The sequence below is a fragment of the Streptomyces durmitorensis genome (genome assembly GCF_023498005.1).
GTDB lineage: Bacteria > Actinomycetota > Actinomycetes > Streptomycetales > Streptomycetaceae > Streptomyces > Streptomyces durmitorensis.
This window is the reverse complement of record NZ_CP097289.1, coordinates 6,975,706-6,989,250: the sequence shown is the minus strand read 5'-3', so window position 1 is coordinate 6,989,250 and position 13,545 is coordinate 6,975,706. Positions and strand designations below refer to the sequence as shown.

Sequence of the window (13,545 nt, the reverse complement as noted above, 5' to 3'; positions counted from 1 at the left end):
GACCCGGTATAGTTCCGGCAGTGCCTGCCGGGTTGGTGGAACGGTATACACGGAGGTCTCAAACACCTCTGCCTGAAAGGGCTTGCGGGTTCGAGTCCCGCACCCGGCACATCGAAGGAAAAGCGGGTGCTCACGACTGCGTGAGCACCCGCTTTTTTGCTACGTAACGCCATCTTTCATTACGGACAGTAGCCCGACGGTCTCGGCTCCCGACCCGGCACCCGTCCCGCGCCGCCCGCGCAATATGACGCGTCACTCCCCTCTCCCGCCCTCCCTGGGAGCTGCCCCAAATCCCCGGCAAACCCTTGCCCCGCCCCGTTCCCCGCTGCGATCTTCGGCCGCATGACTCCCTTGAACCGCCGCACCTTCGTCGCCGCGGCCGCGGGTGCCGCCGCGGCGGCCGTGGCCATGAATCCTCACACCGCCTTCGCGGTCGACCGCGAAGGCACCGACCAGGGCGGTGACGACTTCGCCGACGCCGACAAGGGGTTCATCGCCGCCCTCACCCCCGGGGTGGTGAAGAACGCCAAGGGGCAGGTCGTCTGGGACAACGACGCGTACGGCTTCCTCAAGGGCGACGCCCCCAGGACCGCGGACAAGAGCCTGTGGCGCCAGTCGCAGCTCGTGTCGAAGCAGGGGCTCTACAAGGTCACGGACCGTGTCTACCAGGTGCGCGGCCTCGACCTGTCGAACATGACGATCATCGAGGGCGACACCGGCATCGTCGTGATCGATCCCCTGATCTCCGCGGAGACCGCGGCCGCCGCCCTGAAGCTGTTCCGCGAGCACCGCGGGAAGAAGAAGGTCACCGGGCTCATCTACACCCACCCCCACGTCGACCACTTCGGCGGCTGCCGCGGCGTGCTGCCGGACGGCGCGGGCGACGTGCCGATCCTCGCGCCCGAGGGCTTCATGGAGCACGCCGTGTCGGAGAACGTGTACGCCGGTACGGCGATGCAGCGGCGCTCCGGCTACATGTACGGCGCGCTGCTCCCCAAGTCCCCCGCGGGACAGATCGGTTGCGGTCTCGGGCAGAGCGTCTCGGTGGGGTCGATCGGGCTGATCCCGCCGACCAAGGACATCACGAAGACCGGTCAGGTCGAGACGGTCGACGGCGTGAGGTTCGAGTTCCAGATGACGCCGGGGACCGAGGCGGCCGCGGAGATGAACTTCGTGCTCCCCGAGCTGCGTGCCGTCTGCATGGCGGAGAACGCGACGCACACGATGCACAACATCATCACGCTGCGCGGCGCGCAGGTGCGGGACGCACGGCAGTGGGCGCACTACCTCAACGAGTCGGTTGTCCTCTTCGACGGGCGGGTGGATGTCGCCTTCGCCTCGCACCACTGGCCGACGTGGGGCGGGGAGACGATCGTCGAGCTGCTCGAACAGCAGCGGGACCTGTACGCGTACATGCACGACCAGACGCTGCGGATGATCAACAAGGGGATGACCGGGCGGGAGATAGCCGAGGAGATCGAGCTGCCGCCCGCACTGGCCGGTGTCTGGGCGAACCGCGGGTATTACGGGTCCCTGAGCCACAACGTCAAGGGCATCTATCAGCGGTACATGGGCTGGTTCGACGGCAACCCCGCGCACCTGTGGGAGCACCCGCCCGTCGAGGAGGCCAAGCGGTACGTCAAGGCCATGGGCGGCCGTACGGCCACGGTCGCGAAGGCCAGGGCGTTCGCGCGCGACGGCGATCCGCGGTTCGCGGTGACGCTGCTCAACCACGTGGTGTTCGCGGACCCCGGCCACAAGGCCGCCAAGTCGGAACTCGCCAAGCTGTACGTGAAGTTGGGGCAGGCATCGGAGAACGCCGTGTGGCGGAACTTCTATCTGATGGGCGCCCAGGAGCTGCGCGAGGGCGTGCAGACGTCCCCGACGACCGTGGCGAGCACGGACATGCTGATGGCGCTCTCGGTGGACCAGCTGATCGACTCGGTGGCGATCCGTGTGAACGGCCCGAAGGCGTGGGACCTGAAGCTGCGGATGGACTGGAGCCTTCCGGCGCTGGGGAAGATCTGGCATCTGACCTTGCAGAGCGGCGTGTTGACGTACCGCAGCGACGCGAAGAAGGACCCGGAGGCGGGCGTCACGCTGACGATGACCAAGCCCCAGCTGCTCGCGATGCTGGGCGGCAAGGGGCTCGGTGACATCAAGGTCGAGGGGGACGCGAAACTCCTCGCCGAGCTGCTCGGCGTGGTGGACAAGCCGGACCCGAATTTCGCGATCGTGACGCCCTAGACACGCTCGCACAAAAGCGAGGGGCCGCTCCCCCCGGAGCGGCCCTTCGTTCCACGTACGCGGTCCGCCTACTCGGGGCTGTCGTCCTCGCCGATGTGATGGATGCGTACGAGGTTGGTGGAGCCCGCGACTCCGGGCGGGGATCCCGCGGTGATGACCACCACGTCGCCCTTCTCGCAGCGGCCGTACTTCAGGAGCAGCTCGTCGACCTGGCGGACCATGGCGTCGGTGGATTCGACGTGCGGGCCGAGGAACGTCTCCACGCCCCAGGTGAGGTTCAGCTGCGAGCGCGTCGCCCGGTCCGGGGTGAAGGCGAGCAGCGGGATCGGCGAGCGGTAGCGCGAGAGGCGGCGGACCGTGTCGCCGGACTGTGTGAAGGCCACGAGGAACTTGGCGCCGAGGAAGTCGCCCATCTCGGCGGCGGCACGGGCCACGGCGCCGCCTTGGGTGCGGGGCTTGTTCCGCTCGGTCAGCGGCGGAAGGCCCTTGGCGAGGATGTCCTCCTCGGCGGCCTCGACGATGCGGCCCATCGTGCGGACCGTCTCGATGGGGTACTTGCCGACGCTGGTCTCGCCGGAGAGCATGACCGCGTCCGTGCCGTCGATGACGGCGTTCGCGACGTCCGAGGCCTCCGCGCGCGTGGGGCGGGAGTTGTCGATCATCGAGTCGAGCATCTGGGTCGCGACGATGACCGGCTTCGCGTTCCGCTTGGCGAGCTTGATCGCGCGCTTCTGGACGATCGGCACCTGTTCGAGGGGCATCTCGACGCCCAGGTCACCGCGGGCGACCATGATCGCGTCGAAGGCGGCGACGATGTCGTCGATGTTCTCGACGGCCTGCGGCTTCTCCACCTTGGCGATGACGGGGAGGCGGCGGCCCTCCTCGTCCATGATGCGGTGCACGTCCTCGATGTCGCGGCCACTGCGGACGAACGACAGGGCGATGACGTCGAATCCTGAACGCAGGGCCCAGCGCAGGTCCGCCTCGTCCTTGTCGGAGAGGGCGGGGACGGAGACGGCGACGCCGGGGAGGTTGAGCCCCTTGTGGTCGGAGACCATGCCTCCCTCGACCACGGTGGTGGTGACACGGGGACCGTCGACCGCGGTGACCTCCAGGGTCACTTTGCCGTCGTCGACGAGGATGCGCTCACCGGGAGTGACGTCCTCGGCGAGGCCGTCGTAGGTCGTGCCGCAGGTCTGCCGGTCGCCCTGGACGCCCTCCTCGACGGTGATGGTGAACTCGTCACCGCGTTCAAGGAGTACGGGTCCTTCGCTGAAGCGGCCGAGGCGGATCTTCGGGCCTTGAAGGTCCGCGAGGACGCCGACGCTGCGGCCGGTCTCGTCGGAAGCCTTCCGTACGCGCTGATAGCGCTCCTCGTGTTCGGCGTACGTGCCGTGGCTGAGGTTGAAGCGGGCCACGTCCATTCCGGCTTCGACCAGTGCCTTGATCTGGTCGTACGAGTCGGTGGCGGGGCCCAGGGTGCAGACGATTTTCGCTCGGCGCATGCTTCGAGCCTAGGCCTTACCGGCCGGTAGAGAATTGGCTGAGCGTGACTACTCAACAACCTTTGCATGAAAGGTTATTGACAAGTGTTGAATTGTGCGGGGCGCTGCTCTGATGAGCGATTTACCGGGCGCCCCGCCGTGTAAATCCCCTCCGTGGCTACAGCTGCGGCGGTGTCATCGTGAAGCGCGCATTGACCTGTGCGTACACGTGTTGCCGCTGGGGTTCGAGGTCGAGGGGGGCGGCTTCCTGGTACGGGTCGGCCGCGCCGCCGTACGCGACGGTGCGCATGGCGGGCGTCGGGCCGCCGTAGCCGTACGGCTGGGCGTTCTCGGCGCCGATGTCGGCGAGTTCGACGAGGGCGGCCAGCGTGGTCCCCAGCGCCTGCGCGTACTCCCGGCCCCGCTGCACCGCTTCCCTGACCGCGTGCTGGCGGGCGTCGCGGTGGGTGGGCGAGTCGGGGCGCAGGGCCCAGTAGGGGCCGTCGACGCGGGTCAGTTCGAGGTCCGCGAGGCGCGTGGTGAGCTCGCCGAGCGCGGTGAAGTCGGTGAGCTCCGCGGTGATGTGGACCCGGCCGTGGTAGGCACGGACGCGTTCGCCGCGGCCGTGCTTGGTCAGTTCGGGGCTGATGGAGAAGGCGCCGGTCTCCAGCGTCTCGACGGCTTCGCCGTAGGCCTTCACGAGGTCGATGACGCCTGCGTTGCGGCGCGTGAGGTCGTTCAGGGCGTCGCGCCGATCGGTGCCACGCGCACTGACCGTGATGCCGATGCGGGCGATCTCGGGGTCGACTTCGAGGTGCGCCTCGCCCTTGACGGCCAGGCGCGGGGCGTCCGGGGTGCCGTAGGGGGCCGGAGTGGGGGTCGTCTCGTCCATGCGGCCACTCTCGCACTGGCGGACGGCACCGGACAGTCATCGGATCGAAACCTGCGGGGTCTGTTGCCGGTGGTGCGGTCGGGGTCAGAATCTACGCGCGTTACATCGATCGACCAAGGGTCCAAGGGGAGTACGAAATGCCGCTGAACCGCCGGAAGTTCCTGGGCAAGTCCGCCGCAGCCACGGGTGTGGCCCTCGCGGGCGGCGTGGCCGCCGCGCCCTCCGCGTCGGCGCGGGCGTCCCAGAAGCCCGCCAAGCGGAAGAAGCGGTACTCGTTCACCGTCATGGGCACGACGGACCTGCACGGCAATGTCTTCAACTGGGACTACTTCACGGACAAGGAATTCGACGACAAGGACCACAACGACGTGGGCCTTGCGAAGATCTCCACCCTCGTGAACGAGATCCGCGAGGAGAGAGGCCGCCGCAACACGCTTCTCATCGACGCGGGCGACACCATTCAGGGCACCCAGCTCTCCTACTACTACGCCAAGATCGACCCGATCACCGCCGCGCGCGGGCCGGTCCATCCGATGGCACAGGCGATGAACAGCATCGGCTACGACGCGGCTGCGCTCGGCAATCACGAGTTCAACTACGGCATTCCGGTCCTGCGGAAATTCGAGGAGCAGTGCGACTTCCCGCTGCTCGGCGCCAACGCCCTCGACGCGAAGACGCAGAAGCCCGCATTCCCGCCGTACTTCATGAAGCGGCTGCGCACCCCGCACGGCCGCGACGTGAAGGTGGCGGTCCTCGGCCTGACGAACCCCGGCATCGCGATCTGGGACAAGGCCAACGTCCAGGGCAAGATGACGTTCCCGGGTCTGGAGGAGCAGGCGGCGAAGTGGGTGCCCAAGCTGCGGTCCATGGGCGCCGACGTCGTGATCGTCTCGGCCCACTCCGGGTCCAGCGGCACCTCTTCGTACGGTGACCAGCTCCCGTACATCGAGAACGCGGCGGGTCTGGTGGCCGAGCAGGTGCCCGGCATCGACGCGATCCTCGTCGGGCACGCGCACACGGAGATCCCCGAGTACTTCGTTCAGAACAAGGAGACCGGCAAGAAGGTCGTCCTGTCCGAGCCGCTGAAGTGGGGCCAGCGCCTGACCCTCTTCGACTTCGACCTGGTGTGGGCCAAGGGCCGCTGGACGGTGGAGAAGGTCGGCGCGAAGGTCCTCAACTCCAATACGGCGGCGGAGGACAAGAAGGTCACCGGGCTCCTCGCGGACGAGCACAAGAAGGTCGTCGCGTACGTCAACCAGGTCATCGGCACCTCGACGCAGGCGATGAGCACGGCCGAAGGCCCGTACAAGGATGTCGCGATCATCGACCTGATCAGCCATGTCCAGGCGGAGACGGTCAAGGAGGCGCTCAAGGGCGGGCAGTACGCGGCGCTCCCCGTGCTCTCGCAGGCCTCGTGCTTCTCGCGCACGGCGGGCATCCCTGCGGGCGAGGTGACGATCAAGGACGCGGCGGGGCTCTACCCCTTCGAGAACACCCTTGAGGCGCGGCTCGTCACGGGCGCGCAGCTCAAGGAGTACCTGGAGTTCTCGGCGCGCTACTACGTGCGGACGGCGGCCGGCGCCCCGGTCGACCCGGCGAAGCTGACGAACGCGGACAACACCCCGGACTACAACTACGACGCGCTGTACGGCGTGACGTACGAGATCGACATCGCCAAGCCCGTGGGTTCCCGCATCGCGAAGCTGAGCTTCGGCGGCTCGGACGTCGACCCCAAGGCCGAGTTCGTGCTCGCGGTCAACAACTACCGTGCCAGCGGCGGCGGCAACTTCCCGCACGTGCCGGCCGCCAAGCAGCTGTGGGCGAACTCGGACGAGATCCGGAACACGATCATCCAGTGGGTCCGGGCGAAGGGAACGGTCGACCCGGCCCAGTTCGCGTCGGTGGACTGGAAGCTGACCCGGGACGGCACTCCGGTCTTCTGACCCCCGTCAGTTCTTGAGGGGTACCAGGTTGCCGCGCTGCTCGCCGATGAGGCCGGTGGCGCGGCGGGCCTGGGTGTCCTGGAGGCCGAAGCTGGTGAACGCGGTGCGCTGCGGGAGCGGGTAGGGGGACGTGCCCGTCAGGGTGTTGAGGATCGTGGCGCTGCGCCAGGCGGCGAGGCCCAGGTCGGGGGCGCCGACGCCGTGGGTGTGGCGTTCGGCGTTCTGGACGTACACGCCGCCGGTGACGGAGGGGTCGAGGACGAGGCGGTACTGCTCGTCGATGCGGGGGCGCTCCGAGGAGTCCCGGCGGATGTAGGCGTCGAGGCCCCCGAGCACCTGGTCGAGGGGGCGCTCGCGGTAGCCCGTGGCGAGGACGACCGCGTCCGTGGTGAGGCGGGAGCGTGTGCCCTGCTGGAGGTGTTCCAGGTGGAGTTCCACGCGGGTGGTGGCGACGCGGCCCGCGGTGCGCACACTGACGCCCGGAGTGAGGACGGCGTCGGGCCAGCCGCCGTGCAGGGTGCGCTGGTAGAGCTCGTCGTGGATGGCGGCGATGGTGTCGGCGTCGATGCCCTTGTGGAGCTGCCACTGGTGGGGGACGAGGCCGTCGCGCACGGTTTCGGGCAGGGAGTGGAAGTAGCGGGTGTAGTCCGGGGTGAAGTGCTCCAGGCCGAGCTTGGAGTACTCCATGGGCGCGAACGCCTCGGTGCGGGCGAGCCAGTGGATCTTCTCCGCGCCCACCGGGCGGTGCTTGAGCAGGTCGAGGAAGACCTCGGCGCCGGACTGGCCCGAGCCGATGACGGTGATGTGGTCGGCGGCGAGCAGCCGGTCGCGGTGCAGGAGGTAGTCCGCGGAGTGGATCACGGGGACGGCGGGGGCGTCCGCGAGGGGCTTCAAGGGCTCGGGTACGTGGGGCTCGGTGCCGACGCCGACGGCGACGTTCTTCGTGTACGTGCGGCCGAGCGCCTCGGCCTCCCCCTCGGCGTCGAGCTGCGTGAAGTCGACCTCGAAGAGGTCCCGTTCGGGGTTCCAGCGCACCGCGTCGACCTGGTGCCCGAAGTGCAGCGCGGGCAGGTTCTCGCTGACCCAGCGGCAGTACGCGTCGTACTCGGCGCGCCGGATGTGGAACCGCTCGGCGAAGTAGAAGGGGAAGAGCCGCTCGCGGGTCCTGAGGTAACTGAGGAAGGACCAGGGGTTCGCCGGGTCGGCGAGGGTCACCAGGTCGGCGAGGAAGGGCACTTGGAGGCTGGCGCCGTCGATGAGGAGCCCCGGGTGCCAGTGGAAGGCGGGCCGCTGTTCGTAGAAGGCGGCGTCGAGACCGGCCAGGGGCTGGGCGAGGGCGGCGAGGGAGAGGTTGAAGGGGCCGATGCCGATGCCGACCAGGTCCCGGGGTTCCTCGGGGGTGGTGAGCGGCGGGGCGGGCTTGTCGTTCTGGCCGGTCATCGGGGGGTGGTTCCTTCCACGAGCTTCAGGAGCTCGGCGAGGTCGCCGGGCCGGGTGTGCGGGTTGAGCAGAGTGGCCTTGAGCCAGCGGCGTCCGTCGATCCTGGCCCGCCCGAGCACGGCACGGCCCTGGCCGAGCAGCTCGCGCCGGACGTACGCGATGTGGTCGTCGTCGGCGCCGACGGGCCGGAACAGGACCGTGCTGATGACGGGCCGGTCGTACAGCTCGAAGCCGGGGTGCGCGGCGACGAGGGCGGCGAACTCCTGTGCCTGTGCGCAGACTTGGTCGACGAGCGCGCCGATCCCCTGCCGCCCGAGGGCCTTGAGCGTGACGGCGATCTTCAGTACGTCGGGGCGGCGCGTGGTGCGCAGGGAGCGGCCCAGGAGGTCGGGCAGGCCCGCTTCGGTGTCGTCGCCCGCGTTGAGGTAGTCGGCGTGATGGCCGAGCGCCGCGAGGTCGTCGCCGTCACGGACCAGGAGCAGCCCGGCGGCGACGGGCTGCCAGCCGAGCTTGTGCAGGTCGAACGTGACGCTGTCGGCGCGCTCCATGCCGTGCACAAGCGCTCTTCGTACGTCGCTGAAGAGCAGCGGACCGCCGTACGCGGCGTCGATGTGCAGACGGGCGCCGTGGCGCGCGCAGAGGTCGGCGACCTGGTCGAGGGGGTCGATGAGCCCGGCGTCGGTGGTGCCCGCGGTGGCGGAGACGAGGAACGTGCCGGGCGGGCCGGTGAGGTGGGAGAGGGCTTCGTCGAGCGCGGCCGGGTCGAGGACGCCGGCGGGCGCGGGGACGGTGACCGGTTCCGGCATGCCGAGCAGCCAGGCGGCGCGGCCGAGCGAGTGGTGGGCGTTCTCGCCGACGACGAGCTGGACGGGGCCGTGCGCGGCGGTGCGCTCGCGGGCGAGGAGCAGGGCGAGCTGGTTGGACTCGGTGCCGCCGGTGGTGACGAGGGCGTCTCCCCTGCCGGTGCCGTAGGCCTCCGCGGCGAGGGCGCGCGTGACCAGGGTCTCGACCTCCGAGGCCGCGGGCGCCTGGTCCCAGGAGTCCATGGAGGGGTTGAGCGCGGACGCGGCCAGATCGGCGGCGACGGCGAGTGCGAGCGGCGGGCAGTGGAGGTGGGCGGCGCACAGCGCGTCCGCGGGGTCGGCGGCGCCCTCGGCGAGTGCGTGGACCAGTGTGCGCAGGGCCGGTTCGCAGCCCTCGCCCCGGGCGGGCAGGATTTCGCCTGCGGCCTCGCGCACCCGGGCGGCGACGGCGGTGGGGCCGCCCGCGGGGAGCGGCCCCCCGCGCGCGGTCGCCCCGGTGCGCAGGGCGTCCAGGGCCGCGGAGAGCAACGGCCGCAGCGCATCGGGTCCTTGGGCGCCTCCGGCGAGGGGCGGCGGAGTGCTCATGGGCGACGTCCTTCGGGTGCACGCGGGCGGGGTCACCAGCCTGTCTGCCGAGCAGGCGGCACGCCCGGAGAGCTCAACGATCCGAACCCGAAAGTGGTACTGCCGTGCGGAGAAAGCGTGTTGGCGGGGGCAGCAGTGCTAGGTGCTCCGCGGGGTGGGCGGATTTTGGCTGCGGGTGCGTCGTGGTTGCTCGCGCCGTTCCCCGCGCCCCCTTCGGGGCGTCCCTCAGGTGTTTTGGGTGAAGTCCGCCTTGTGGTCCCTTGCCCAGTCCGTGAACGTCCTTGCCGGTGCGCCCGTCACCGACTCCACGGTGGTGGTGATCTCCGGTGCGACGCCCACGGCCTCGGCGAAGGATCCCAGGATGGCCGGCAGCATCCCCGCGGGGACGTGCGGGAACATCTCCTCGGTCACCTCCTCCGGCGGCACCTCGACGAACCGCACGTCGCGGCCGAGCGCCTGGCCTATGGCGTGGATCTGCTCCTCGGTCGACACCGCGGTGGGCCCGGTGAGGCGGTGGACGGCGCCCCGGTGTCCGTCGTCGAGGAGGGCGCGGGCGGCGACGGCGGCGATGTCGGCCTCGTGGATCGGCGCGGTGAGCGCTCCCGCGAAGGGGCCGCGCACGGTGTCGCCCGCGCGGATCTGGTCCGCCCACTGGAGGGAGTTGGTGGCGAAGGCGTTGGGGCGCAGGAAGGTCCAGTCGAAGCCGCCCCTGCGCACCCGCTCCTCCAGGTCCGCGTGCGCGACGTAGATGGGGTGGGTCTCGTCGGCGCCGTCCTCGATGATGCCCGACGACAGCATGACGACGTGCTCGACGCCGCCCTCGCGGGCCGCCTTGAGTACCGCGTCGGCATGCTCACCGACGGCCGCCATGTGCAGGAACAGCGCGGACGCGCCGTCGAACAGCGGGGCGAGGGCGGCCGGTTCGGCGGCGGGGTCGAAGCGCGCCACCTCGGCACCCGGGGGCAACTGCGCACGGCGCGGGTCGCGGGTCAGCGCGCGGACGGGGGTCTGTGCGGCGGCGAGCTGGGTGACGAGGGCGCGGCCCACGTTTCCGGTGGCACCGGTGGCGACGATCACGGAGGGCTCCTAGGGATCTCGTGCTGGATCTTCGAGCCTAGGGCGGTGTGCGGGTCCGCTGGATCGTCGGCTGGGACCAGGTCCGTGTAGGTCCGCGGACCTAGTCCCAGCCGGGCCGGGGACTAGGCCTTGGCCGCCTCCCGCACCTTCAACGCCCGCTCCAGGTCGTCCAGTTGGTCGGCCAGCTTGCGGCGCAGGGCGGGAATGGGGTCGGCGTCGCGGAGGCACTCCCGGCCGAGGCGGAGCGTCTCGGCGTCCACCGATGCGGCGGGGAAGGCCCACCGTCCGGCGACGTCGGCGATGGCGGGGCCGCGCCGGGCCGCGACGGCGACCGCGTCCTCGTAGTACCGGGGGATGTACTCCCGTACGAGATCGGCGTGTTCGGGCTGCCAGAAGCCCTGGGCGGTGGCAGTGAGGAGGTAGTTGGAGAGGTCGTCCGAGGCGAACATCGCCTCCCAGGCGCGGCGCTTGGCCGCCGGGTCCGGCAGCGCGGCACGGCAGCGGGCCGCGCCTTCCTGCCCGGTGGCGCTGGGGTCGCGCTCCAGCTCGGCGGCGATCGCGGACTCGTCGGCGGCGCCGAGGACGGCGAGGCGGGTCAGGACGCGCCAGCGCAGCTCGGGGTCGAGTTCGGGGCCGCCGGGGACAGTGCCCTCGGAGAGCCATTCCTGGAGCGGGTCGGGGCGCGTCGCCACGTCGATGAAGCCGCGCACGGCGGTGAGCCGCAGGCCCGGGTGCGAGCCGTCCTCCGTGCGCCGGATCAGGTCGCGGCACAGTTCGGTGAGGGTGGTGAGGGCGGAGGTCCGCCGGGTCGGAGGCAGGAAGCGGCCCGCGACGTGGGTGGTGGCGAAGGCGAGGACGCCCTGGACGAGGGCGAGGTCGGTCTCGTCGGGGAGGTGCGCGCGGGCCGTCTCCAGATAGGCGGTGCCGTCGAGTTCGCCGTCGCGGACCATGTCGCGCAGGCTGTTCCACAGGACGGCGCGGGTGAGGGCGTCGGGGACGCGGGAGAGGCTGCGCAGGGCCGTCTCCATGGAGACGTCGTCGAGGCGGATCTTGGCGTACGTGAGGTCCTGGTCGTTCGGCACGATCAGAGCGGGCCGCCCGCCGTCGCTCGGCGCGGAGGGGCCGGAGTGCGGGACGTCCGTCTCGTACCGCTCGCGCAGGACCAGGCCCTGGGGGTCGGTGAGGTCGCGGTCGAACACCCCGACGGCGACGCGGTGCGGGCGGCTGCCCTCGCGGTCGACGGCGAGGGTCCACTCACGGGCGTCGTGCGTGACCGTCGAGGTGAGCGTGTCGACGCCGGTCGTGCGCAGCCAGGCCTCGGCCCATCCGTGCACGTCGCGGTCGGTGTTGTGCGCGAGCGAATCGATGAAGTCGGCGAGGGTGGCGTTGGCGAACTTGTGCCGGGCGATGTGGGTGTTGATGCCGGCGAGGAAGTCCTTCTCGCCGAGCCAGGCGACCAGTTGACGCAGGGCGGATGCGCCCTTGGCGTACGAGATGCCGTCGAAGTTGAGCATCGCGGACGCGGTGTCGGGCACGGCGTCCGGGTCGGGCGCGACGGGGTGGGTGGAGGGGCGCTGGTCGGCGTCGTACCCCCAGGCCTTGCGGGCGACGCCGAAGTCGGTCCAGGTGTCCCGGAAGCGGGTGGCTTCGGCCGTGGTCTGGAAGCCCATGTACTCGGCGAAGGATTCGTTCAGCCAGATGTCGTCCCACCACCTGAGCGTGACGAGGTCGCCGAACCACATGTGGGCCATCTCGTGCGAGATGACCATGGCGCGGGTCTGCCGCTCGGTCTCGGTGACGGCGGAGCGGTAGATGAACTCGTCGCGGAAGGTGACGAGTCCGGGGTTCTCCATCGCTCCGGCGTTGAACTCGGGGACGAACGCCTGGTCGTACGAGTCGAAGGGGTAGGGCTCGTCGAACTTCTCGTGATACCGGTCGTAGCACGCGCGCGTGACGTCGAGGATCTCGTCGGCGTCGGCGTCCAGGAAGGGCGCCAGCGAGCGGCGGCAGTGGATGCCGAAGGGCAGTCCGCGGTGTTCGGTGCGGACCGAGTGCCAGGGGCCCGCGGCGACGGCGACGAGGTACGTGGAGATCAGCGGGGTGGCCGCGGCCCGCCAGGTGCCGCCGCCCACGTGCTCGGTCACGCCGTTCGCCAGGACGGTCCAGCCCTCCGGGGCGGTGACGGTCAGCTCGAAGACGGACTTCAGGTCGGGCTGGTCGAAGGCCGCGAAGACGCGCTGCACGTCCTCCATGAACAGCTGCGTGTACGCATACGTCTCGCCGTCCGTGGGGTCGGTGAAGCGGTGCATGCCCTCGCCGGTGTGCGAGTAGCGCATGCCCGCGTCGACGCGCAGTTCGTGCTCGCCCGCGGTGAGTCCGGTGAGCGCGAGGCGGTTCTCGACGAGGCCCGCGGGGTCGACCGGCTGCCCGTCGAGGGTGACGGAGCGCAGCTCGGCGGGCTTGACCTCGACGAAGGTGTCGACCGCGGGTGCGGAGCCGTCCGCGGGCTCCCCGAGCACCGTGAAGCGGATGACCGTACGGGAGTCGAAGGTCTCGGCTCCCGTGGTCAGGTCCAGCTCCACGCTGTACCGGTGGACGTCGAGGAGCCGGGCTCGGGTCTGCGCTTCGTCGCGCGTCAATACGGACATGGGTCCATGCTGCCTGATGTCACTGACAACGGTGCGGGAGCCCCGGATATCGGCGGACTCGGCCCTGAGCGGTCTCGCGCCCGCGCCTCACGCCGACTTGGCGATCGTCTCGTGGTGGCGGATGACCTCGGCGATGATGAAGTTCAGGAGCTTCTCGGCGAACGCCGGATCCAGCTTCGCGCTCTCCGCGAGCTCGCGCAGGCGGGCGATCTGGCGGGCCTCTCGGTCCGGGTCGGCGGGCGGGAGGTGGTGGTTGGCCTTGAGATGGCCGACCTGCTGGGTGCACTTGAAGCGCTCGGCGAGCATGTGGACGACGGCCGCGTCGATGTTGTCGATGCTGTCGCGCAGGCGGGACAGCTCGGCGCGCACGGCCTCGTCCGCGGGCCCGGCTCCGTTGGCGTCACTTGTGTGGCTGGTGGTCATGGT

The 13,545-nt window shown here is 70.4% G+C and carries 9 protein-coding genes and 1 tRNA gene; 3 read left to right on the top strand and 7 right to left on the bottom strand.

The genetic code is table 11. The features are described from left to right. Positions 1-26 precede the first annotated feature (26 nt). Positions 27-109, top strand: a tRNA-Leu gene (locus M4V62_RS31140). A 233-nt stretch (positions 110-342) separates the two neighbouring features. Continuing rightward, positions 343-2,247, top strand: a complete 1,905-nt coding sequence (locus M4V62_RS31135) for an alkyl/aryl-sulfatase (protein WP_249590518.1) — start codon at positions 343-345, stop codon at positions 2,245-2,247. 68 nt (positions 2,248-2,315) lie between these two features. Here M4V62_RS31135 and pyk read toward each other — a convergent pair whose 3' ends face one another. Together pyk and M4V62_RS31125 are read right to left on the bottom strand one after the other, a co-directional pair. Continuing rightward, entirely contained in the window at positions 2,316-3,752 is a 1,437-nt protein-coding gene (gene pyk / locus M4V62_RS31130) for a pyruvate kinase (protein ID WP_249590517.1), read from the bottom strand. 157 nt (positions 3,753-3,909) lie between these two features. Next, a complete protein-coding gene (locus tag M4V62_RS31125) occupies positions 3,910-4,623 on the bottom strand; it encodes an SIMPL domain-containing protein (protein WP_249590516.1) in 714 nt (237 codons plus the stop codon). A gap of 137 nt (positions 4,624-4,760) precedes the next feature. On the opposite strand from M4V62_RS31125, the gene M4V62_RS31120 reads away from it, so the two are divergent. Next, entirely contained in the window at positions 4,761-6,566 is a 1,806-nt protein-coding gene (locus M4V62_RS31120) for a bifunctional metallophosphatase/5'-nucleotidase (RefSeq protein ID WP_249590515.1), read from the top strand. Positions 6,567-6,572: 6 nt separating this feature from the next. Here M4V62_RS31120 and M4V62_RS31115 read toward each other — a convergent pair whose 3' ends face one another. From M4V62_RS31115 to M4V62_RS31095, 5 genes are all read right to left on the bottom strand, one after another. After that, positions 6,573-8,006, bottom strand: a complete 1,434-nt coding sequence (locus M4V62_RS31115; protein ID WP_249590514.1) for a lysine N(6)-hydroxylase/L-ornithine N(5)-oxygenase family protein — start codon at positions 8,004-8,006, stop codon at positions 6,573-6,575. After that, entirely contained in the window at positions 8,003-9,394 is a 1,392-nt protein-coding gene (locus M4V62_RS31110) for a pyridoxal phosphate-dependent decarboxylase family protein (protein ID WP_249590513.1), read from the bottom strand. The genes M4V62_RS31115 and M4V62_RS31110 overlap by 4 nt, the downstream gene beginning before the upstream one ends. A gap of 225 nt (positions 9,395-9,619) precedes the next feature. Then, entirely contained in the window at positions 9,620-10,471 is an 852-nt protein-coding gene (locus M4V62_RS31105; RefSeq protein WP_249590512.1) for an NAD(P)H-binding protein, read from the bottom strand. 122 nt (positions 10,472-10,593) lie between these two features. Beyond that, positions 10,594-13,119, bottom strand: a complete 2,526-nt coding sequence (pepN, locus tag M4V62_RS31100) for an aminopeptidase N (RefSeq protein WP_249590511.1) — start codon at positions 13,117-13,119, stop codon at positions 10,594-10,596. Positions 13,120-13,206: 87 nt separating this feature from the next. Continuing rightward, positions 13,207-13,542 (bottom strand): chorismate mutase, encoded by a 336-nt coding sequence (locus M4V62_RS31095; protein WP_249590510.1) that lies wholly within the window; start codon positions 13,540-13,542, stop codon positions 13,207-13,209. Positions 13,543-13,545: the final 3 nt, after the last annotated feature.